This is a genomic window from Clavibacter tessellarius (genome assembly GCF_001618005.1).
GTDB lineage: Bacteria > Actinomycetota > Actinomycetes > Actinomycetales > Microbacteriaceae > Clavibacter > Clavibacter tessellarius_A.
The window spans coordinates 92,507-113,729 of sequence record NZ_LQXA01000013.1 but is presented as its reverse complement, the minus strand read 5'-3'; the positions used below and the strand labels follow the sequence as shown (position 1 = coordinate 113,729).

General features: G+C 73.7%; 19 protein-coding genes. 12 read left to right on the top strand and 7 right to left on the bottom strand.

What is annotated here, in order from left to right; all coding sequences use genetic code 11:
- Positions 1 to 10: 10 nt before the first annotated feature.
- From AWH51_RS02770 to AWH51_RS02760, 3 genes are all read left to right on the top strand, one after another.
- Entirely contained in the window at positions 11 to 628 is a 618-nt protein-coding gene (locus AWH51_RS02770; protein WP_063070602.1) for a MarR family winged helix-turn-helix transcriptional regulator, read from the top strand.
- Positions 625 to 1,569 carry an NmrA family NAD(P)-binding protein gene (locus AWH51_RS02765; protein WP_063070601.1) on the top strand — a complete coding sequence of 315 codons (945 nt, stop codon included), beginning with the start codon at positions 625 to 627 and terminating at the stop codon, positions 1,567 to 1,569. Before AWH51_RS02770 ends, AWH51_RS02765 begins: the two co-directional genes overlap by 4 nt.
- A gap of 192 nt (positions 1,570 to 1,761) precedes the next feature.
- Complete coding sequence (locus tag AWH51_RS02760; protein ID WP_063070600.1) at positions 1,762 to 2,778, top strand: NADP-dependent oxidoreductase; 1,017 nt, start codon at positions 1,762 to 1,764, stop codon at positions 2,776 to 2,778.
- Here AWH51_RS02760 and AWH51_RS02755 read toward each other — a convergent pair.
- On the bottom strand, positions 2,726 to 3,988 hold the full coding sequence (locus AWH51_RS02755; RefSeq protein ID WP_254654447.1) for a YihY/virulence factor BrkB family protein: 1,263 nt from the start codon (positions 3,986 to 3,988) through the stop codon (positions 2,726 to 2,728). The genes AWH51_RS02760 and AWH51_RS02755 overlap by 53 nt on opposite strands.
- A 90-nt stretch (positions 3,989 to 4,078) precedes the next feature.
- On the opposite strand from AWH51_RS02755, the gene AWH51_RS02750 reads away from it, so the two are divergent.
- From AWH51_RS02750 to AWH51_RS02725, 6 genes are all read left to right on the top strand, one after another.
- Positions 4,079 to 5,662 carry a CYTH and CHAD domain-containing protein gene (locus AWH51_RS02750; RefSeq protein WP_063070599.1) on the top strand — a complete coding sequence of 528 codons (1,584 nt, stop codon included), beginning with the start codon at positions 4,079 to 4,081 and terminating at the stop codon, positions 5,660 to 5,662.
- A gap of 22 nt (positions 5,663 to 5,684) precedes the next feature.
- Positions 5,685 to 7,415, top strand: coding sequence for a carboxylesterase/lipase family protein (locus tag AWH51_RS02745; protein ID WP_254654446.1), 1,731 nt, complete (start codon positions 5,685 to 5,687; stop codon positions 7,413 to 7,415).
- 115 nt (positions 7,416 to 7,530) lie between these two features.
- Entirely contained in the window at positions 7,531 to 8,712 is a 1,182-nt protein-coding gene (locus AWH51_RS02740) for an inorganic phosphate transporter (protein WP_063070598.1), read from the top strand.
- Entirely contained in the window at positions 8,709 to 8,960 is a 252-nt protein-coding gene (locus AWH51_RS02735) for a hypothetical protein (protein WP_012298545.1), read from the top strand. The genes AWH51_RS02740 and AWH51_RS02735 overlap by 4 nt, the downstream gene beginning before the upstream one ends.
- Before the next feature lie 123 nt (positions 8,961 to 9,083).
- Positions 9,084 to 10,559, top strand: coding sequence for an NCS2 family permease (locus AWH51_RS02730; protein ID WP_063070597.1), 1,476 nt, complete (start codon positions 9,084 to 9,086; stop codon positions 10,557 to 10,559).
- Between the two features lie 96 nt (positions 10,560 to 10,655).
- Positions 10,656 to 11,933, top strand: coding sequence for an Nramp family divalent metal transporter (locus AWH51_RS02725; RefSeq protein ID WP_063070596.1), 1,278 nt, complete (start codon positions 10,656 to 10,658; stop codon positions 11,931 to 11,933).
- A 12-nt stretch (positions 11,934 to 11,945) separates the two neighbouring features.
- Here the strand turns inward: AWH51_RS02725 and AWH51_RS02720 are convergent, their stop codons facing one another.
- The gene (locus AWH51_RS02720; protein WP_063070595.1) at positions 11,946 to 12,479 is read right to left on the bottom strand and encodes a GtrA family protein; all 534 of its coding nucleotides are present in this window, start codon (positions 12,477 to 12,479) and stop codon (positions 11,946 to 11,948) included.
- Between the two features lie 198 nt (positions 12,480 to 12,677).
- Here AWH51_RS02720 and AWH51_RS02715 point away from each other — a divergent pair, with 198 nt between their 5' ends.
- Positions 12,678 to 13,424 carry a polyprenol monophosphomannose synthase gene (locus tag AWH51_RS02715; RefSeq protein WP_063070594.1) on the top strand — a complete coding sequence of 249 codons (747 nt, stop codon included), beginning with the start codon at positions 12,678 to 12,680 and terminating at the stop codon, positions 13,422 to 13,424.
- 69 nt (positions 13,425 to 13,493) lie between these two features.
- Here the strand turns inward: AWH51_RS02715 and AWH51_RS02710 are convergent, their stop codons facing one another.
- On the bottom strand, positions 13,494 to 14,345 hold the full coding sequence (locus AWH51_RS02710; RefSeq protein WP_063070593.1) for a DUF429 domain-containing protein: 852 nt from the start codon (positions 14,343 to 14,345) through the stop codon (positions 13,494 to 13,496).
- 104 nt (positions 14,346 to 14,449) lie between these two features.
- Between AWH51_RS02710 and AWH51_RS02705 the strand changes: the two genes are divergently transcribed.
- Positions 14,450 to 15,967, top strand: coding sequence for an aspartate ammonia-lyase (locus AWH51_RS02705; RefSeq protein WP_063070592.1), 1,518 nt, complete (start codon positions 14,450 to 14,452; stop codon positions 15,965 to 15,967).
- Between the two features lie 120 nt (positions 15,968 to 16,087).
- Positions 16,088 to 16,366: a zinc-ribbon domain-containing protein gene (locus AWH51_RS02700; RefSeq protein ID WP_063070591.1), complete on the top strand. Its 279-nt coding sequence runs from the start codon at positions 16,088 to 16,090 to the stop codon at positions 16,364 to 16,366.
- 87 nt (positions 16,367 to 16,453) lie between these two features.
- Here the strand turns inward: AWH51_RS02700 and AWH51_RS02695 are convergent, their stop codons facing one another.
- The 4 genes from AWH51_RS02695 to AWH51_RS02685 all read right to left on the bottom strand — a co-directional run bounded on the left by AWH51_RS02695 (position 16,454) and on the right by AWH51_RS02685 (position 21,216).
- Positions 16,454 to 17,509, bottom strand: coding sequence for a hypothetical protein (locus AWH51_RS02695; RefSeq protein WP_063070590.1), 1,056 nt, complete (start codon positions 17,507 to 17,509; stop codon positions 16,454 to 16,456).
- 42 nt (positions 17,510 to 17,551) lie between these two features.
- Positions 17,552 to 17,689 carry a hypothetical protein gene (locus AWH51_RS16165; protein ID WP_165771393.1) on the bottom strand — a complete coding sequence of 46 codons (138 nt, stop codon included), beginning with the start codon at positions 17,687 to 17,689 and terminating at the stop codon, positions 17,552 to 17,554.
- Positions 17,690 to 17,732: 43 nt separating this feature from the next.
- A complete protein-coding gene (locus tag AWH51_RS02690; RefSeq protein WP_063070589.1) occupies positions 17,733 to 18,611 on the bottom strand; it encodes a fumarylacetoacetate hydrolase family protein in 879 nt (292 codons plus the stop codon).
- Positions 18,612 to 18,708: 97 nt separating this feature from the next.
- Complete coding sequence (locus tag AWH51_RS02685) at positions 18,709 to 21,216, bottom strand: ATP-dependent DNA ligase (RefSeq protein WP_063070588.1); 2,508 nt, start codon at positions 21,214 to 21,216, stop codon at positions 18,709 to 18,711.
- Positions 21,217 to 21,223: the final 7 nt, after the last annotated feature.

Genomic DNA, 21,223 nt, shown 5'->3' with positions numbered 1-21,223 from the left:
CGTTCTCCCCATGACCTCCTCCTCCGCCGCGACCCGCGACCGCGCCGACCACGACCCCGACGTGGACGCGTCCGGCATCGACTGGGGCTCCGGCGGCATCGAGACGCAGTTCGGCTGGTCCATCCAGGCCGTCTACCAGGGCTTCGTGCGCACGGCGCAGACCGCCGTCGCGGATGTGCCGGGCGGCCCGCGCGGGTACCAGGTGCTCGTCGCGATCACCACGGAGGAGCCGTCGTCGCAGCTCGCGCTCGCGCAGCGCCTCGGCATCGACAAGACTCAGATGACGTACGTGATCGACGCGCTCGCCGCGGGCGGGCACGTCGAGCGGCAGCCGCACCCGCGCGACCGGAGGGTCCGCCAGGTCGTCGCGACGGACGCCGGACGCGCCCTGCTGGCGACGGCCCGCGTCGCGCTCGGCGAGGTCGAGGACGGCCTGATGCGCGACCTCGCCCCGGCCGAGCGCACGGCCTTCCGGCGCCTCCTCGCCCGCGTAGCCGTCGGCATCGGCGAGGCCGCGGGCCCCGTCGCCGAGCAGTCGGACGTGGCGCGCCTCGAGCAGCCCGTCGCGGCCCCCCATCGTTCGCGCCGACCGGCGCGCCGCACCCCCCGAGACGGAGAACACTCGTGACCACCTCTTCCCCCGCATCCGCATCCGGCCCCGTCGTCGTGGCTGGCGCCACCGGCGACATCGGCCGCCGCATCGTCCGCGAGCTCCTCGCGGCGGGCGCGCGCGTCCGCGTGCTCACCCGCCCCGGCAGCAGCGCCGCACGGGACGCGTGGGGCGATGACCCGCGCGTCGAGGTCGTCGAGGCGGCGTACACGGACCGGGCCGCGCTGATCCGCGGGGTCGCCGGCGCGCGCGTCGTCGTCTCCGCCGTGAGCGGCGCCCGTGCCGTGATCGTCGGGGCGCAGCGCGCGCTGCTGGCCGCGACCGTCGCCGCCGGGGTCCCGCGCTTCATCCCGTCGGACTACTCCGCCGACTACCGCCGCGTCACCCCCGGCAGCAACCGCAACTTCGAGCTGCGGCGCGAGTTCTCGGCCGACCTCGACGCGGCGCCCGTGCGCGCGACCTCGGTGTTCATCGGCGCCTTCGCCGACATGCTCACCGGCCAGGCGCCCATCGTGCTGTTCGACCGGCGCCGCGTCCTCTACTGGTCGTCCGCCGACCAGGTGCTCGACTTCACGACCAAGGACGACACGGCGCGCGTGGTCGCGCTCGTCGCCCTCGACGACGACGCGCCCCGCGCGGTCGAGGTCGCGGGCGACCGGGTCACGGCGCGCGACCTCGCGCGCATCATGACCGAGGTCACCGGCACGCCGTTCGCGCTGCAGTGGGCGGGATCCACGGGCGTCCTCGCCACCGCGAGCAAGGCGATGCGCCGCCTCGGCCGCGACGAGCAGGAGGCGTTCCCCGCCTGGCAGGGGATGCAGTACCTCGTGAGCATGTACAGCGGCGAGGCGGAGCTGCGCCACGTCGACCGCGAGCGGTTCGGCGCCCACACGTGGACGGGCGTGCGGGACGTGCTCGCCGCGCACGTCGAGGAGCGCGCGGCGACGACTGCCGCGTAGCGCGACCCGGGCGAGGACTCGGGCGGGACAGAACGAAGGACGGCCGGACGCGGCGACGCGCCCGGCCGTCACGTCACGAGGCCACGGCTCGCTGGGTGCCGCACCCAGACGGCGGTGGTTGGGTGGGGCCGCGCCACGAGCGCCGCGGGCCGGCCGTCCGACCGCCCGCACCCCGAGAACGCAAGGAGACCCATGACTGCACGCAGCATCCAGTGGCAGCTGGCGAAGCGCCCCACCGGCGAGCCCACCCCCGACGACGTCCGCCGCGTCGAGGTCGACCTCCCCGACCTGCAGGACGGCGAGGTCCGCGTCGAGAACGAGTACATCTCCGTCGACCCCTACATGCGCGGCCGCATGAACGACGTGCCGTCCTACGTGCCGCCGTTCCAGCTCGACGAGACCATGACCGGATCCGCGGTCGGCCGCGTCGTCGAGTCCCGCTCCGACGACCTCGCCGTCGGCACGCTCGTCAGCCACATGCTCGGCTGGCGCGACGTCGCCCAGGGCCAGGCCGGCGGCTTCCGCCCCGTCCCCGAGGTCCCGGGCGTGGCGTCCTCCGCGCACCTCGGCGTGCTCGGCCTCACGGGCCTCACCGCGTACGTCGGCCTCACGCGCATCGCGTCCATCCAGGAGGGCGACGTCGTCTTCGTCTCGGGCGCGGCCGGCGCCGTCGGCTCGATGGTCGGCCAGATCGCCCGCCTGCTGGGCGCCTCGCGCGTCGTCGGCAGCGCCGGGACGCCGGAGAAGGTCGAGCGCCTCACGTCGCAGCTCGGCTTCGACGCCGCGTTCGACTACCACGGCGGCGACCTCGACGCGAAGCTCGCGGCGGCGGCGCCCGACGGCATCGACCTCTACTTCGACAACGTCGGCGGCGACCACCTCTCCGCCGCGCTGGGCGCGCTCAAGGACGGCGGCCGCGTCGCCAACTGCGGGTCGATCTCGACCTACAACTCCACGGGCGAGGAGATCGCGATCCGCAACACTGGCCGCATCGTCACGCGCGGCCTCACGCTCCGCGGCTTCACCCTCGGCAACCACCAGGACCTCGCGCCCGAGTTCGCGGCGAAGATGGGCCCGTGGCTGTCCGAGGGCCGCATCACGGCCGACGAGACCGTGATCGACGGCATCGACCGCGCGTTCGAGGCCTTCACCGGCCTCATGCGCGGCGAGAACGTCGGGAAGATGGTCGTGCGGACCAGCGCCTCCTGACCCGCACCTCCCTCGTGTCGTCCTCGGGGAGCGTCGGCGGCGTGTCCGCCCGGCGCTCCCCGTCGTCGTCCGCGGGCGCATCCGCCGGGTTGCGCGCCTCCCGCAGCCGCCGCCCCTCGTCCTCGAGGAGCGCGCGGCGGCGGGCGAGGCGCTCGGTCCGGGTCGTGTCCCGCACCGCCAGGCGCAGCGCGTGCTCCGCGGGGATCCCCGCCTGCAGCTGCCGGGCGCGGATGATCTCCACGTCGAGCTCGCCGCCCAGCACGAGCGACAGGTTCCCGATGTAGAGCCACAGCAGCAGCACGATCACCGCGCCGAGCACCCCGTAGGTCGACTCGTAGGTCGCGACGTGCGTCACGTACGCGACGAACCCGGCGGTGCCCAGGCCCCACGCGACGATGGCCACGAGGCTGCCCCAGGTGAGCAGGTCCACCCGCCGGCGGCGCAGGTTCGGCGTGGCCGCGTACAGCACCCCGATGATCCCCGTGAGCAGCACCACGAGCAGCGGCCACTTCACCACGGCCCACACCACGAGCGTCGTGTCGCCGAGGCCGAGGTGCTGCCCGAGCGCCCGGGCGCCCTCGTCGGTGAGCAGCAGCATGCCGACCATCACGACGCTGACGACGAGCAGCACGATCGTCACCGCGAGCATCAGCGCCCGGTACTTGACGAGCGGACGCCCCTCCTCCGTCTCCTGCACGCGGTTCATCGCGCGGCCGAACGCCGTCACGTAGGCGGCCGAGGTCCAGAGCGCGCCGAGGAAGCCGACCGTGAATGCGATGCCGGAGCTGGGGCCGTCGGCGAGCTGCTCGACGGGGTCGCGGATCACGTCGACCGCGGAGCCGCCCAGCACGGCGGTGAGCACGCCGAGCACGCCCTCGACCCCGGCGCGCGTGTCGCCCACGAGCCCGATGAGGCTGAGCACGGCGACCGCGGCGGGGACGAGCGAGAGCGTGGAGTAGAAGGTGAGGCTCGCGGCCATGTCGATGCCGCGGTGCTTCATGACGCCGTAGACCGCCCGACGGCAGGCGTACCAGCCGAGCTCGCGGCCGATCCGCTGGCGGCGGTGCAGGGCGCGCTCGTCGGCGTCGCCGTCGGGGCGCACGGCTGCCGCGGCGTCGGGCCCCGTGCGCCCGGCGACCCCGAGCGCGGCGACGCGTCCGCGCGCGATGTCGGCGGCGCGCGTGGCGGCGGAGGTCGGGCGGACGGGCATGCCTGCCAGTCTGACCCACGGCCCGGACTCCGCCGCTCCCGGGACGCCCGGCGGCTGGTCGCGTCCACGCGGGTGCGCTACACAGGGGGGATGGTGCACACGGAGTCCGTCGAGATCGAGCGCAAGTACGACATGCCGGACGGCGTCCCCGTCCCGGACTTCACGGGGATCGAGGGGGTCGCCGAGGCCCGGGCCGCGGATCCGGTCACCCTCGTGGCGGTCTACCTCGACACCGCCGACCACGCGCTCGCCGACCGCCGCATGATCCTCCGCCGCCGCGAGGGCGGGCACGACGCCGGCTGGCACGTGAAGCTGCCGGCCGACGGGGGAGAGGGCCGCACCGAGCTCGGCTGGCCTCTCGCGGAGGGCGACGACGACGACGGCGCGATCCCCGGCCCCGTGCTCGACCAGGTGGCCGTCCACGTGCGCGGCCGGGAGCTCACGCCGCTCGCGCGCCTCGAGACCGTGCGCACCACCGTCACGCTGCACGACGACGGCGGCCGCGCGGTCGCGGAGTTCGCGGACGACCGGGTCACCGGATCCGACGTCCGCGGCGGCACGGTGCGGGCCTGGCACGAGTGGGAGGTGGAGCTTCTGCCGGACGCTCCCGCCAAGCGGAAGCAACGCACGGCGCTCCTCGATCGGATCGAGCGGCACGTCCTCGACGCGGGCGCCCGCCCCTCGGACAGCGCCTCCAAGCTCGCCCGCGCCCTCGGCGCCGACGCGCTCGGCCGGCAGGCGCCCGCGGGACCCGCGCTGCCGGATCCCGCCACCCTCACGAAGGAGAGCCCGGCGTCCGACGTCGCCCGCGCCATCCTCGCCCGCGGCGTCCGCGACCTCGTCGCCGCCGACCCGCACGTGCGCGCCGACGAGCCCGACTCCGTGCACCGGATGCGCGTCGCCGTCCGTCGCCTCCGCAGCGCCCTGCGCACCCACCAGGACGTGATCGACCCCGCCGCCACCGCGCCCCTGCGCGCCGAGCTCACGGCGCTCGGCGTCGTGCTCGGCGATGCCCGCGACATGGAGGTGCTGCGCGACCGCGTCGTCTGGTCCGTGGTCGAGCACGACGCCGACACGGTGCCGGACCACGTGGGCGACGCCCTGCACGACGTCCTCGACGAGCGGTACCGCCGGGCCCGCGAGCGCGTGATCCGGGCGCTCTCGTCCGCGCGCTACGTCGCGCTGCTCGATGACCTCGACCGGCTCGTGGCGGATCCGCCGCTCACGCACGACGCGAGCGCGCCCGCCGGTCCCGCCCTGCACGCCGCCCTCCGCCGGGACGCCGAGCGGGTCGGCCGCCGCGCCGCCGTCGCCCAGGAGGCGCCCGGCGAGGCCGCGCGCGTGGAGGCGCTGCACGAGGTCCGCAAGGCCGCGAAGCGCCTGCGCTACGCGGCGGAGGAGGTCAGCGGCCGCACCGCGCCGATCCTCGGCCGGAAGACCATGCGCCTCGCCGCGGCCGCCGAGGAGGTCCACGACGAGCTCGGCGAGCACCGCGACGGCCTCGCCATGCAGCGCGTGCTCCGCGACGAGGCCCGCCGCCTCGCCGCCCGCGGCGAGGGCTCCTTCGCGCTCGGCGTGCTGCACGAGGCGGAGCGCCTCCGCACGGAGTCGGCGCTCTGGCGGGCGCAGCGGGCGATCGAGCGGCTGCTCGCGACGCCCGTCCCGGGAGCCTGAGGCGGGCACGTAAGCTCGTCGGGTGACCCCCGACGCCGATCCGCCGATGCCGGCGTACGACCCGTCGGAGCTGGACGTCGCGGTCACCGGCGGCACCGTGCGCGGCGTGCGCCAGCGCGGCGTCGAGGCCTGGCGCGGCATCCCGTACGCGGCGCCGCCCCGCGGCGACCTCCGCTTCCGGGCCCCGCAGCCCGTCGTCGGCTGGGAGGGCGCGCGCTTCGCGCAGCACTTCGGCCGGGTGGCGCCGCAGGTCAGCGCGGGCGCGTTCATGGGCGCGCCGCAGGGCACGCCGATGGGCGAGGACTGCCTCACGATCAACGTCATCGCGCCGTCCGGCCTGAGCCCCGACGCCGCGCGCGTCAACCGGGAGTCGCAGCTGCGGCCCGTCATGGTCTTCATCCACGGCGGCGCCTACGTCGTCGGATCCTCGCGCGAGGTCCCCGTGCAGGGCGAGGGCCTCGTGCGCCAGGGCGGCATCGTCTACGTCAGCTTCAACTACCGGCTCGGCGCCCTCGGCTACCTCGACTTCAGCCGCTACTCGACGCCCGAGCGGCCCATCGAGTCGAACCTCGGCCTCCGCGACCAGGTGCGCGCGCTCGAGTGGGTGCGCGACAACATCCGCGCGTTCGGCGGCGATCCCGCGAACGTCACGGTCTTCGGCGAGAGCGCGGGCGGCAACGCCGTCACGACGCTCATGGCGACGCCGTCGGCGCACGGCCTCTTCGCCCGCGCCATCGCGCAGAGCTCGCCCACGAACGCCGTCTACCCCGCCGAGCAGACCGCGCGGTGGGCGGAGCAGTTCGTGGGGATCCTCGCCGATCGCGCCGGTCGCGCGCCCGACGACGCGGAGGCCGTCCGTCTCCTCACCACCGCGAGCTCGTCCACGCTGGCGACCGCCGCGAACGAGCTCATGGTCCGCACGCCCGACCAGGAGCCCGGCACGATCACGTTCAGCCCGGTCATCGACGGCGACGTGCTGCCCGAGCGCCCGCTCGACGCGTTCAAGCACGGCCGGGCCGCGCGCGTGCCGCTCATCATCGGCACCAACGAGCGCGAGGGCTCGCTGTTCACCGGACGGCTCGACATCCTCGCGACCACGCCGTCGCGCATCGAGGCCGTGTTCGCGAAGACCGACGAGGAGCACCGCGACGAGCTCGCCGCGCTGTACCCCGGCCTCCCGAAGCGCCGGGCCGCGCTCGACTTCGGCGGCGACTACGCGTTCTGGTTCCCGTCGATCAAGGTCGCCGAGCGCCACGCCCGCCACGCGCCCGTGCACTTCTACCGCTTCGACGTCGCGCCGCGACTCGTGCGCCTGATGGGCCTCGACGCGACCCACGGCCTGGAGCTGTTCGCCCTCTTCGACCGGATGGACTCCCTGCTCGGCCGCGGCATGACCCTCCTGGGCGGCCGGCGCGCGTTCGTCGCGGCGGGCGAGCGCATGCGCCTCGCCTGGCTCCGCTTCGCGCAGGACGGCACGGTCGACGAGTCGTGGCCCGCGTACGTCGGCGACGACGAGGACGTCGCGCGCGACCTCGCCGAGGCCGACGACGTCACCGCGGGCACCGGGGCGGCGGGGGAGCGCGGCCCGTCGCGCCGGGGCGTCGGCGTGCGCGCCCGCATCCGCCCGGGCGGCATCCGCGACAGCGGCCCGCGCCGCCGGGCGACCTACGTGTTCGACGTCGTCGACCGCGTGGAGCACGACCCGCACGCCGACCGCCGGGTCGCGTGGCGCGACTTCGTGCCGCACATCTGACCGGCGCCCGGCCCCGGACGTTCACCCGACCGTCATCGCGCGGTCGCCCGTCCCGGCCGCCCGTGTGCAAGCCGTTAGGATCGAGGACTGTGACATCCGCTCGAGGGATCCGGTAGTGGATCTCACCCTCATCGTCGTCCTGGTCATCGTCCTGGCGCTGTTCTTCGACTTCACCAACGGCTTCCACGACACGGCCAACGCGATGGCCACCCCCATCGCCACCGGCGCGCTGAAGCCCCGCGTGGCGGTCGCGATCGCCGCGGTGCTCAACCTCGTGGGCGCGTTCCTCAGCACCGAGGTGGCGAAGACCGTCTCGGGCGGCATCATCCGCGAGGGCGACGGCGGCGTGCAGATCACGCCGACGATGATCTTCGCGGGCCTCATGGGCGCCATCGTCTGGAACCTCGTCACCTGGCTCCGCGGCCTCCCGTCGAGCTCCAGCCACGCGCTGTTCGGGGGCCTCATCGGCGCGGCCGTCGTGGGGGCGGGCCTCGGGTCGGTCGACTTCGGCGTCGTGATGTCGAAGGTCATCCTCCCGGCGCTCCTCGCCCCGGCCATCGCGGGCCTCATCGCGTACACGACCACGAAGCTCGCCTACTCGATCACGCGCCGCTCGAGCGGCCCGAACGAGCGCGGCGGCTTCCGCTACGGCCAGATCTTCACGTCCTCGCTCGTGGCCCTCGCGCACGGCACCAACGACGCGCAGAAGACCATGGGCATCATCACGCTCACGCTCATCGCGGGCGGCTTCCAGGCGGCGGGCTCCGGCCCCGAGTTCTGGGTCATCGCGGTGTGCGCGGTCGCCATCGCGCTCGGCACCTACATGGGCGGCTGGCGCATCATCCGCACGATGGGATCCGGCCTCACCGAGGTCAAGCCCGCGCAGGGCTTCAGCGCCGAGGCGTCGACCGCGGCCACCATCCTCGCGTCGAGCCACCTCGGCTTCGCGCTCTCGACCACGCAGGTCGCCTCCGGATCCGTCATCGGCTCGGGCCTCGGCCGCCGCGGCGCGTCCGTGCGCTGGAACACCGTGGGGAAGATCGCGCTCGGCTGGCTGCTCACGCTGCCGTCGGCCGCCATCGTGGGCGCGGTCGCCGCGTTCGTCGCGAGCACCGGCACGGTCGGGTTCGTCATCGACGCGGTCGTCGGCGTCGCGGTCATCGTCTGGATCTTCTGGCGTTCGCGTCGGAACGCGGTGCACGCCCGCAACGCCATCGTCGAGGTCGACGCGGCGGGCTTCGCCGTGCGCGGTCGCAAGGCCACCAAGGCCGCCCGGAAGGCCAGGGAGGCCGCATGATCGACTGGAGCGCGTTCCTCGTCGTCGCCGTGGCGGCCCTCGTGGGCGCCGTCGCGGTGGTGTGCCTCTTCTCCCTCGGCGTGCGGCTGCTCGCCGTCGGCACCGAGTACGACGACGAGGGCGACAAGGTGTCGGTCACCGGCATCCGCCCGCAGGCCGCGACCGTGGGCGGCTACGTCTGCTTCGCGCTGAGCGGCCTGGCCGTGCTCTACGGCGTGTACCTCATCATCCCGGCCCTGCACTCCTGACCGGCGGCGCGCATCCGGGCTGGTCCCGTCCGCGCGCCCGCCCCTAGGCTCGATCCCGTCCGACAAGGTCGTCGGCTCCTCTCCTCTCCCCGTCGCCCGACCCGACCCCTCGCGGAAGAAGCCATGACCGAAGCGCGCACGTCGTCCCCCGCCCCCGACACCTCCGGAGCGCGCGGTGCGCTCGACCGGTTCTTCGAGATCACGAAGCGGGGCTCGACCTACGCCCGCGAGGTGCGCGGCGGCGTCCTCACCTTCGTGACGATGGCGTACATCGTGGTGCTCAACCCGCTGATCCTCGGCGGCTTCAGCGCGGACGCGGCCACGCTCGACGTCGAGGGGAACTGGCTCCGCGCCACGCAGGTGGGCGCCGCGACGGCCCTCACCGCGGGCGTCATGACCATCCTCTTCGGACTCGTCGCGCGCCTGCCGTTCGCGTTCGCCGCGGGACTCGGCATCAACTCGTTCCTCGCGGTCAGCGTGGTCGGCCAGGTCACCTGGTCGGAGGCGATGGGGCTGGTCGTCATCAACGGCCTCGTGATCGTGCTGCTCGCCACCACGGGCCTCCGCACGATGATCTTCCGGGCCGTCCCGCGCGAGCTCAAGACCGCCATCACCGTGGGCATCGGCCTGTTCATCGCGTTCATCGGCTTCGTCGACTCCGGCTTCGTGCGCGGCACGGGCGTGCCGGCCTCGCCGCTCGCGCTCGGGATCGACGGCTCCATCGCGTCGCTGCCCACGGTCGTGTTCATCGTCGGCCTCGTGATCATGGGCGTGCTCATGGCCCGCCGGGTGCCGGGCGCGCTCCTCATCGGCATCGTCGCGACCACGCTGATCGCCATCGTGGTGGAGCAGGTCTTCCACATCGGCCCGTCGAACACCTCGGGTGCCACGGGCTGGAACCTCAACGCGCCCGTGCTGCCGGGCGCCCCGGTGTCGCTGCCGGACCTCGGCCTCGTCGGCGCGTTCGACTTCGGCGCCTTCGGCCGCATCGGGATCATCTCGAGCCTCATGCTCGTCTTCACGCTGGTCTTCACGAACTTCTTCGACGCCATGGGCACCATGACGGGCCTCGCCAAGGCGGCCGACCTCTCCGACGAGCGCGGCGACTTCCCCCGCCTCAAGGGCGCGCTGGTCGTCGAGGGCTTCGGCGCGGTCGCCGGCGGCGCCACGTCGAGCTCGTCGAACACGGTCTTCATCGAGTCGGCCTCGGGCATCGGCGAGGGCGCCCGCACGGGTCTCGCGTCGATGGTCACGGGCGTGCTGTTCCTCCTCGCGATGTTCTTCACGCCGCTCACGCAGGTGGTGCCGCTCGAGGTCGCGGCCGCGGCGCTGGTGATCGTGGGCACGCTCATGGCGTCGCAGATCCGCGACATCTCCTGGACCGACTTCTCCGTGGCGCTGCCCGTGTTCCTCACGGTGCTGGTCATGCCGCTCACGTACTCGATCGCCAACGGGATCGGCGTCGGCTTCCTCTCCTGGGTGCTCGTGCGGTCGTTCTCCGGTCGCGCGCGCGAGGTGTCGCCGCTCCTCTGGGTCGTCTCCGCCGGGTTCCTGGTGTTCTTCGCGCGCGGGCCGATCGAGCAGCTGCTCGGCGTCTGATCCGCGGGCGTCGCGACGGCCCCGGCCGTCGCGACGCGCCCAGCCGTGCGTAAGGTGGGACGGGACCCCCTTTCGACGACGCACGGGAGCCCGCTCATGACCGACCTCGACACGCGCGGCGACGTCCGCGAACCCCAGGAGTCGGCGAAGCGCTGGCGCATCATCGGCCCGGGCCTCGTGGTGGCCGCCACGGGCATCGGCGCGGGCGACCTCGTCGCGACCCTCGTGGCCGGCTCCCGCTTCGGCTACGCGCTGCTGTGGGCCGCCGTCCTCGGCGTCATCATCAAGATCTTCCTCGTGGAGGGCGCGGGCCGGTACTCGCTCGCGACGGGCCGCACCATCTTCGAGGGCTGGCGCAGCGTCGGCTGCTGGACCACGTGGTACTTCGGGCCGTACATCCTCATCTGGGGCCTCGTCTACGGCGCCGCCGCGATGAGCTCCTCGGCCCTCCCGCTCGCGGCGCTCTTCCCGGGCGTCGACCTCAAGGTCTTCGCGATCGGCTGCGGCCTCGTCGGCGCCGTCGTCGTCTGGTTCGGGCGGTACTCGGCGTTCGAGAAGATCATCGCCGTCTTCGTCGGCCTGATGTTCGTCACCGTCGTGGGCGCCGCCGTCGTGACCGTGCCGAACGTGCCGGCGCTCCTCACCGGCCTCGTCCCCACGATCCCCGAGGGCGGCCTCGTCGTCGCGCTCAGCATCGCGGGCGGCGTCGGCGGCACCATCACCCTCGCCGCCTACGGCTACTGGCTGCGCGAGAAGGGCTGGGTCGCGCCCGGCTGGATGAAGGTCATGCGCATCGACAACTCCGTCGCCTACGTGATGAGCGGCGTCTTCGTGCTCTCCATGCTCGTGGTGGGCGCGGAGCTGCTCCACTCGGCCGACATCGCGCTGGCCGACGGCGAGGGCGGGCTCGTGCAGCTCGCCGACGTGCTGGGGGAGCGGTACGGCGCCTTCATGACGTGGTTCTTCCTGCTCGGGTTCTTCGCCACGTCGTTCTCGTCGATCCTCGGCGTGTGGAACGGCGTCTCGCTCATGTTCGCGGACTTCCTCGGGAACGTCCGCGGCCTCGACGTCGAGGACCCGCGCCGTCGCCTCGGCGGCAGCTACTACCGGGGGTTCATCGTGTGGCTCACGATCCCGCCCATCGGCCTGCTGTTCCTCGACCAGCCGATCGGGTTGATCATCGCGTACGGCGTGCTGGGCGCGCTGTTCATGCCGTTCCTCGCGATCACCCTGCTCGTGCTCCTCAACACCGAGCGGACGCCGCGCGCGTGGCGGAACCGTCCGCTCAGCAACACGGTGATGGGCGTCTCCGCGCTCCTGTTCGTGGTGCTCGGCGTTCAGCAGCTCGTGACCGAGGTCGGGAAGCTGCTCTAGCCGGGAGGCGGCTCAGTCGGCGGAGGCGCCGGCGCGGACCGCAGGGGTGCCGCCGACGGCGGGTGCGCCCGCGGGGCCGGCGGCGTCGTGGCCGTCCGTCGCCGACGTCTTGAAGACGACGAGCCGGTACAGCGTGAAGTTCCACACCAGGCCGATGAGCACGGCCGTGGCCTTGGCCACGTTGACCTCGAGGAACTCCATCTCCGCGATCGTCCCGAACGTGAGGAGCGACCGGCCGAAGGTCGTGTCGAAGCCCTGCTCGAACAGCCAGATGACGCCGCTCTGCAGCAGCAGCGAGCTGAACCCCGTGATGGCGAGGAACCGCAGGAACCGCCCCAGCGTGACGGGCTCGCCGTGGCGGAACACGAAGAAGTGGTTGAGGAAGTAGGAGATGGTGATGCCGACCGTGACCGACACGAGGTTCGCCGCGAGGACGGGCATGCCGGCGAAGAGGATGAGGCAGTTGAGCAGCACGAAGTCGAGCCCCGTGTTGAGGAGCCCGGCGATGAGGAAGCGGACGCGGCGGTCGGCGAGGAGCTTGGTCACGCGCGTCCTCCCGGCATCCGGCGTCGTCGCCGTTCGGTTCGGCGGACGCTCACGGCGTCAGGGCGCCGAGCCGTGATGAGTGTAACAAGCGCATAACGGGCGCGCGCAGGGGCTCGCGGGCGGATGCGCGGTGGCTGGCTAGACTCGTCGGGGCCCGAGAACGGGTCGACCCCTCGACTCGGAGACGGAACCACCAGCTTGAGCAGTCTCACGATCGTCATCCCCACCTACGAGGAGGCGCGCAACGTCGGGGAGCTGCTGCCCCGGCTCGCGGCCATGGCGGCGGAGAACCGCGACTTCGCGATCACCGCCATGATCGTCGACGACTCCTCGCCGGACGGCACCGCCGCCCTCGTCCGCGACCTCGCGGCGAGCGTCGAGACCGACACGTTCTCGGTGCGCGTCGAGACCCGCGCGGAGAAGGCCGGCCTCGGCGCCGCGTACATCTGGGCGTTCGAGCTCCTGCTCGGATCCGACGAGCCGCCCACCCACATCCTCCAGATGGACGCCGACCTCTCGCACGACCCGGCCTACATCACCGAGATGCTGCGCCGCGTCCGCGGCGGCGCCGACCTCGTGGTCGCCTCGCGCTACATCCGCGGCGGCGCGACGCCCGACTGGGACCTCAAGCGCCGCTTCCTCAGCGTGGGCGGCAACCTCTACACGCGACTGTTCCTCGGCTCCCGCATCACCGACTACACGGGCGGCTTCAACCTCTACGAGACCGGGCTGCTGCGGCGGATCCGGCCGTCCACCATCACGACCACGGGCTACGGCTTCCAGATCGAGATGAAGCAGCGCGCGCTCCGCGAGGCGACGCAGCCGACCGAGGTGGCCATCGTGTTCATGGACCGCACCGAGGGCGAGTCGAAGATCCCGAGCGACACGCTCGTGAAGAACCTCCTCCTCGTGCTCCAGCTGCGCTTCGGGCGGCGCCGGGGCTGATCCGCACCGGCTGTCCGGCGGCCCGTCGGGCCCAGCCGACGGGCTCAGCCGACGGGCTCACCGTCCGGCTCAGACCGCGGGCGCGTGCAGCGGATCGTGCGGCGCCCGCTGGTGCGGCCGTGCCGGCGCGATGATGGTGCCGCGCCGCCCGAGCTCGTCGACCACCGGGTCGGTCGCGCCGAGCACCTGCGAGCGGGTCGTGCCGTACCGTGCCCAGTACGCGGCGGTCCACGCGCAGATCAGCCCGTCGAGCAGGTCCTCGAGGTGCTTGTGCTGCCGCTCGACGAGCGCCGGGCCGTCAGCGACGAGCGCCGCGGAGCCGGGGTGCGTCGTCACGTCGAGGGGCGGATCCGCCTGCGCCAGCCCCGCGACGCGGTCGAGCACGACGCGGAACTCGGCGGCGCGGGCGGGCCGGCGCTCGGCGGTGGCGAGCAGCGGCGCGAGGCGCTTGTACCGCGGCTTCATCCCGTCGAAGCCGAGCTCGGGGGCGCCGACGAGCGTCGTGTACGGGTAGCACTCGAGCATCGTGCGGGCGTCGACGTCGCGATCGGCGGGGGAGCCGTCGTCGTACTCCCAGCCCGCGTCCTCCAGCCGCCGCCGGAGCGCGACCGCGCCCTGGGCGGGCAGGCCCCTGTTCGACGGGTACGCCGAGATGCCGAACCGGCCGTAGCGCGACGCGACCTCCTTCTCGGCGAGGCGGCTGCCCGTGGCGTTGGCGACGACGAGCGGGCCGTCGACCGCGGCGACCGCGCCGGGTCCGTCCCATCGGGCGACCCAGGCGACCACCTCGTCGATGCCGCGCGCGGTGGCGAGGTCGAGCACCCGGCCGGAGGCGTCGATGCAGGCGAGCCCCGTCTCGCGCGCTTGGCGGGTCGCGGTGCCCTCCGCCCAGGCGAGGTCGATCCCGAGGAAGCGGCGCATCCGCCGAGCCTATCCGCGTGCCCGGGCGCCCTCGGGCGGGCCGCGCGCCGCTAGTAGGGTCGGGGGATCCTCCTGCCACGAGCGACGAGACGATGGAGCCTCCCATGACACCAGTGAGCCCGAACGACGACCGCATCCCGCACCCGGACGGCCACCCCGTCCGCATCGAGACCGACAGCCTGGGGAGCCTCGAGGTCCCCGCGGACGCCTACTGGGGCATCCACACGGCCCGGGCCCTCGAGAACTTCCCCATCAGCCTCAGGCCGTTGAGCGTCTACCCGGAGTTCGTCATCGCGCTCGCGCAGGTGAAGCAGGCGGCGGCCCGCGCCAACGTGCAGATCGGCGTGCTCGACGCGCGGAAGGCCAAGCAGATCGACGAGGTCTGCTCCGAGATCATCGCGGGGCACCTGCACGACCAGTTCGTGGTCGGCGTGATCCAGGGCGGCGCCGGCACGAGCACCAACATGAACACCAACGAGGTCATCGCGAACCGCGCCCTCGAGAAGGCGGGCCACGCGCTCGGCGACTACCAGCACATGCACCCGCTCGACGACGTGAACCGCAGCCAGTCGACGAACGACACGTACCCGACCGCGCTCAAGGTCGCGCTCATCCACTCGCTGCTGCAGACGCTCGACGAGCTCGACCTGCTGCGACGGTCGTTCCTCGCCAAGGGCGCCCAGTTCTCGCAGGTGCTGAAGGTGGGGCGCACGCAGCTGCAGGACGCCGTGCCCATGACGCTCGGCCAGGAGTTCCACGGCTTCGCCACCACGCTCGGCGAGGACCACGCGCGGCTCGGCGAGCTGGTGCCGCTGCTCTCGGAGATCAACCTCGGGGCGACGGCGATCGGCACGGGCATCACCGCGGACCCGAACTACGCGGCCGCCGTGCGCGGGCACCTCAGCGCCATCACGGGCTACACGCTCGTCACCGCGAGCGACCTCATCGAGGCGACGAGCGACGCGGGCGTCTTCATGACCCTGTCCTCCACGCTCAAGCGCGGCGCCATCAAGCTGTCCAAGATCTGCAACGACCTGCGGCTGCTGTCGTCGGGGCCGCAGGCGGGGCTGGGCGAGATCAACCTGCCGCCGCGGCAGGCGGGATCCAGCATCATGCCCGGCAAGGTCAACCCGGTGATCCCCGAGGTCGTCAACCAGGTCGCGTTCTCCATCGCGGGCGCCGACGTGACGGTGACCATGGCGGCCGAGGGCGGGCAGCTGCAGCTCAACGCGTTCGAGCCGGTCATCGCGCACTCGCTGCTCCAGTCGCTGAGCTGGCTGCGGAACGCGGCGAAGACGCTGCGGGTGAACTGCATCGACGGGATCACGGCCAACACCGAGCGGCTCGCCGCGCAGGTGGAGTCGTCGGTGGGCGTCGTCACGGCGCTGACGCCGTACATCGGCTACGCGGCCTCCTCCAGCCTCGCCAAGACGGCGCTCATGACGAGCGCCTCGATCCCGGACCTCGTGGTGGAGGCGGGGCTGATGACGCGGAGCCAGGTGGAGAAGATCCTCGCGCCCGACCGGCTCTCCGGGCTCGAGCCCGTGACGGCGGCGATGTCCGTGATCACGCCGGAGATGCTCGCGGCCCATGCGGCCGAGGAGGGCGGAGCCCTGAACTGAGCCGAGCCCGGCGTCGGCTCGCATACCACAGCCGGCGACCGGCCCGCACCGCCGCGGGGCGCCCCTACTCTGGACCGGCGATCCGCTCTCCGCGGCGCCGGGACAGGACGGGAATCGATCATGATCATCTTCGGGACGCGGGGCATGGTGCGCATCCTCGGCCAGCTCTTCTTCGTGTGCCTGCTGTGCAGGCACGAGGCGGCGCAGCGGCTGGTGCGGCGCGCGCGGTGGTTCACCCTCTTCTTCATCCCGGTGTTCCCGTTCCTCATCCGCCGCGTCGTGAGCTGCGCGTACTGCGGTGGGGAGTCGCCGGTCGACAGGGAGGCGGCGGACCTGTTCCTCGCCGAGGTCGAGGCGGGCGCGGCACCCGCGGTGGGCATCATCCCGCCGGCGTCCTGACCCGTCGCGCACGCCGCGACTGACCCGTCGCCCACGCCTCGACGTACCCGTCCGCCGCGCTCGCGGGGTCGGTCGGCGGGGCGGGCGCTACGCGTCCGGTTCGGACGTGGTGCGGGCCGCGGTGGTGCCGGTCGCGTCGTCCGCGGGGGCGGGGTGCGCGGGCTCCTCGCGGTGCACGGATCCGGCGATGTCGGCCGGGGTGGGGACGTGCGGGGCGTCCGACGGCTTCGGGGACGCCTTCGGCTTCGGCGCGGTCTTCTTCGCCGACGCGGACGCCTTCGGCTTCGCGGGCGCGGGCACGGGGGCAGGAGCGCCCCCGGTGGGCTGCTCCTCGTCGGCGTCGGCGGGCTCGCCCAGGTCGTCCGGGCCGAGCGTGTCGAGGTCCTCGTCGGCCTCGTCCTCGGCGCCGTCGGCCGACGCGTCCTGCTCGCCCGCGAGGGCGGCGCCGGTGGCGGGGATCACGACGGGACCCGTCTCGTCCTCGTCGTCGAACGACGCGAGCGCCTCGTCGCGCGCCTCGGCGGCCGTGAAGACGGCACGGCGGCCGGCCTCCTCGCCACGCTCGCGCAGGTCGTCCGCCGTCGCCTGGACGCGCGTCCGCGCCTCCTCGGCGCCCCCGACGACGCGGTCGCGCACGTCCTCGGCGGTCTCCGCGACGCGGTGGCCGACCTCCGTGGCCTGCTGGCCGACGCGGTCGACGACGTGCTTGGTCTGGCCGGCGGTGCGGGTGCCGAGGTCCTTGGCCGTGTCGCCGACGCGGCCCGCGATGTCCTGGGTAGTGCTGCCGACGCGGCCCGCGATGTCCTGGGTGGTGCTGCCGACGCGGCCCGCGATGTCCTGCGTGGTGGCGCCGATCCGCTCGCCCACGGTGTGCGCGGTGCGGCCGACGGCGACCGCGGCGCCCTGCACGGCGTGACCGACGAAGTCCGCGACCTCGCGCGCGGTCTCCACCGTGCGCTCGACGACGACCGGCCCCTTCTCATCGAGCACGGTCTGGGCCTGGCGGACGCCGCGCTGCACGGGCTCGCTCGACCACACGGACCGCGAGGTGCGGGCGATGCGCTCGTAGCGCGTGCGCCCGGCGCGTGCGCCCAGGACGTAGCCGGTGCCGATGCCGGCGAGGAAGAGGAGACGGTTGATCATGCGTCGAGCCTAGACGCGGCGGGCGTGCGTCGGCCGGGAGGGCTACGCGTCCGCGTCGTCCCGGCGGCCCGTGGCGTCGTGCAGTTCGTCCGTCTCGGGATCCGCCGCGTCGGGCGCGGAGATGTCGGCGTCCTCCGGGATGGAGTGGTCGTGGATGGGGTCCTGCGCGCGGTCGGTCATGCGATCGAGCGTACGCGCGGATCCGCCGGCCGCCCGGGTCGCGTCAGAGGATGCGCGTGTGCGTCGTGAGCGTGCCCACGCCCTCGACGGAGACGGTGACCGTGCTGCCGTCCTTCAGGAAGATCTGCGGGTCACGAGAGTAGCCGGCGCCGCTCGTGGTGCCCGTGGAGATGAGCGTGCCCGGCTGGAGTGTGGACGAGGTGGAGAGGTAGGAGACGAGACGCGCGACCGTGCGGACCATGCCGCGGGTGTTGCCGTCCTGCACCGTCTCGCCGTCGAGGACCGTCGTGATGCGGAGGTCCTGCGGATCCGGCACCTCGTCGCGCGTGACGACGACGGGACCCGTGGGGGAGAAGCCGTCGAAGCTCTTGCAGCGGCTCCACTGCTGCTCCGAGAACTGGAGGTTGCGGGCCGTGATGTCGTTGACGACCGTGTAGCCGAAGACGTGGTCGAGCGCGTCGGCCTCGGACACGTCGCGGGCGGCGCGGCCGATGACGACGCCGAGCTCGACCTCGTAGTCGACCTCCTCGCTGAGCGAGCGCGGCCAGCTGGTGGTGCCCTCGTGGCCCGCGAGCGAGTTCGGCCAGAGCGCGAAGACGGTGGGGGCGGAGGCGCTCGTGATGTTGAGCTCCTCGGCGTGCGCGGAGTAGTTGAGGCCCACGGCGTAGACGGCCGGCGGGCGGAGCACGGCGGACGCGTGCGTGAGGCCGTCGACCGGCGTGGTGCTGGTGCGGCTCGCGACGGCGCGCTCGACGGTGGCGCGCACGCGGGCCATCTCGTCGTCGCCGCGCTCGATGAGGTCCTGGAGGTCGCGGGGCGAGTCGTCGAGCACCTCATCGAGGAAGAGCGCCTGGCCCTCCGAGACGATCGCGGCCAGTCGGGGGGTCACGCCGTCGTCGGCGAGCAGGTGGGCGAACTTCATGACCCCGAGCGTATCGGGCGCGCGCGGACGGGCGCGGTTGCGGTCATAACGTGCATGGACCGTCCACCCCGCGTGCACGCGCCCGCCCGTGCGCGGATCAGTCCTCGCGGACGACCTCGTCGGGCGACTTGTCGTGCCGCCAGCCGCGCCACGACGCCTGGCGGAGGCGGCCGGTGGAGGTCCACTCGGCGAACTCGACCTCGCCGACGAGGCGCGGCGTGATCCAGTGCGCGTCGCGGGCATCGGCGGCCGGCACGTCGGCGAACGGGCTCGTCTTCCGGGCGAGCGGGCGGAAGCGGCGGAGGGCGTCGGCGAGGTCCCGCTCGGTGAACCCCGTGCCCACGCGGCCCGCGTACGCCAGGCCGTCGGGGCCGGGGACGCCGACGAGCAGCGAGCCGATGCCGGACGCGCGGCTGCCGGATCCGGGCCGCCAGCCGCCGACCACGACCTCCTGCGCCCGGTGGTGCTTGACCTTCACCCAGGCGCTGGAGCGACGGCCCGACTCGTAGGGCGCGTCGACGCGCTTGGCGACGACGCCCTCGAGGCCGAGCTCGCGGCTGGTGGCGAGCGCTCCGTCGAGGTCGCCGTCGAACGCGGGCGGGACCTGGATCCGGCCGCGGCCCGGCGACCGCATGGCGTCGAGGAGGGCGGCGCGGCGCTCGCGGTACGGCTCCTCCACGAGCACGCGGTCGCCGATCGCGAGCGCGTCGAACAGCATGAGGTGCACGGGCGCGGCCTTCCGGGCGCGGGCGACCTCCTTCTCTCCCGTGAGGCCGAGGCGCGTCTGCAGGAGGCCGAAGTCGGGGCGGCCGCCCTCGCCCAGCACGACGATCTCGCCGTCGAGCACCGCGTCGTCGACGTCGAGCGCGTCGGGCAGCTCGGCGAGCTCGGGGAAGGCGGCCGTGAGGTCGACGCCGTTGCGGCTCGTGATCGTGGCGCGGCCGTCCGCGACGACGGCGATCGCGCGGTAGCCGTCCCACTTCATCTCGACGGCCCACTCCTCGTCGGGGTCGAGACCGGCGCCGGTCGCCGCGGTCGCGAGCATGGGCGCGGGGGCGGACGCGGTGCCCCCCTTCCGTCGCGCGCCGACGCGCGTGCGGCCCGCCGCCTTCTCGAGCCCCGCGGCCCGTGCCTGCTTCCCGGGCGCCTTCGCGGGCGCGCCGGCGGGCTCCATCAGGTGGATCAGCCAGTTCGCGTCGGCCTTGCCGTGCCTGCCCGTGTGGATGAGCGCGTACCGCCGCGGCCCGTCGATGCCGGTGCCCGCGCCCCGGCCGTGCAGCGTCGCGATGACCTCCTCGCCGTCGCGCCACTTCTCCAGCTCGTAGGTGCCCGCGTCCCAGATGGTCACCTCGCCGCCGCCGTACTCGCCCGCGGGGATGGTGCCCTCGAAGGACCCGTACTCGACGGGGTGGTCCTCGGTCTGCACCGCCAGGTGGTTCGTGCCGTGCTCCGTGGGCACGCCCTTGGGGAGGGCCCAGCTCACCAGCACGCCGTCGTGCTCCAGCCGGAAGTCCCAGTGCAGCGCGCGGGCGTGGTGCTCCTGGATCACGAAGGAGCGGCCCTCGGACGGGGCGGGCGCGTCGGCGGGGACAGGCTCGCTCGTCTTGGTGGCATCGCGCTTGGCGCGGTACGTCGCGAGCCGGTCGTCGGCGGCGTCGGGCTCCTTCCGCGCGAAGGACGCGAGCCGCTCGGGCGTCGGCTCCAGGCTCTCGCGGTGGCCCTCCTCGACGGGGGCGAGCGGATCCCGGCGCCTCCGCATCCGCGCGATCACCTCGTCCATCTCCAGGTGCCGCAGGCCCGGCGACGCGAGCTCCCGCCAGGTGCGCGGCACCGCGACGGTCGGCCGGGAGCGCCCCCGCAGCGAGTACGGCGCGATCGTCGTCTTGGCGGGGTTGTTCTGGCTCCAGTCGACGAGCACCTTGCCGGTCCGCAGCGCCTTCTTCATGTCGCTGACGACGAGATCCGGGTGGTCGGCCTCGAGCGCGCGGGCGAGCTCGTGCGCGACCTCGGAGACGTGAGAGGCGTCGTGGCTGCCGTCGAGCGCGGCGTAGAGGTGGATGCCCTTGGATCCGCTCGTCACCGGGTGGGGCTCGAGGCCCATGTCGCGGAGGATCGCGCGGGCCGCCTTCGCGACCTCCACGCACTCGGGGAGGCCGGCGCCGGGACCCGGGTCGAGGTCGAGCACCAGGCGGTCGGGCCGTCGCTCGTCGCCCGTGCGGCCGAACCGCCACTGGGGCACGTGCAGCTCGAGCGCGGCGATCTGGCCGAGCCAGGTGAGGGTCGCCACGTCGTTCGCCAGCGGGTAGTCGTTCTGGTGGTCGCGGTGCTGGATCGCCCGCCGCAGCACCCACTCGGGCGTGTGCGCGTCGAGGTCCTTCTGGAAGAACATCTTCCCCGGGTGCTCGTCGGTGCCGACGCCGTCGACCCAGCGCTTGCGGGTCACGGGCCGGTCGCGGAGGTGCGGGAGCATGTGCGGCGCGATGGCGGCGTAGTACGCGATCACGTCGCCCTTGGTCGTGCCCGTCGCGGGGTACAGCACCTTGTCGAGGTTCGACAGCGTGATCCGCCGCCCCTCGACCTCCACCTGCTGCTTCGCGCCCGCCATCGCTCCA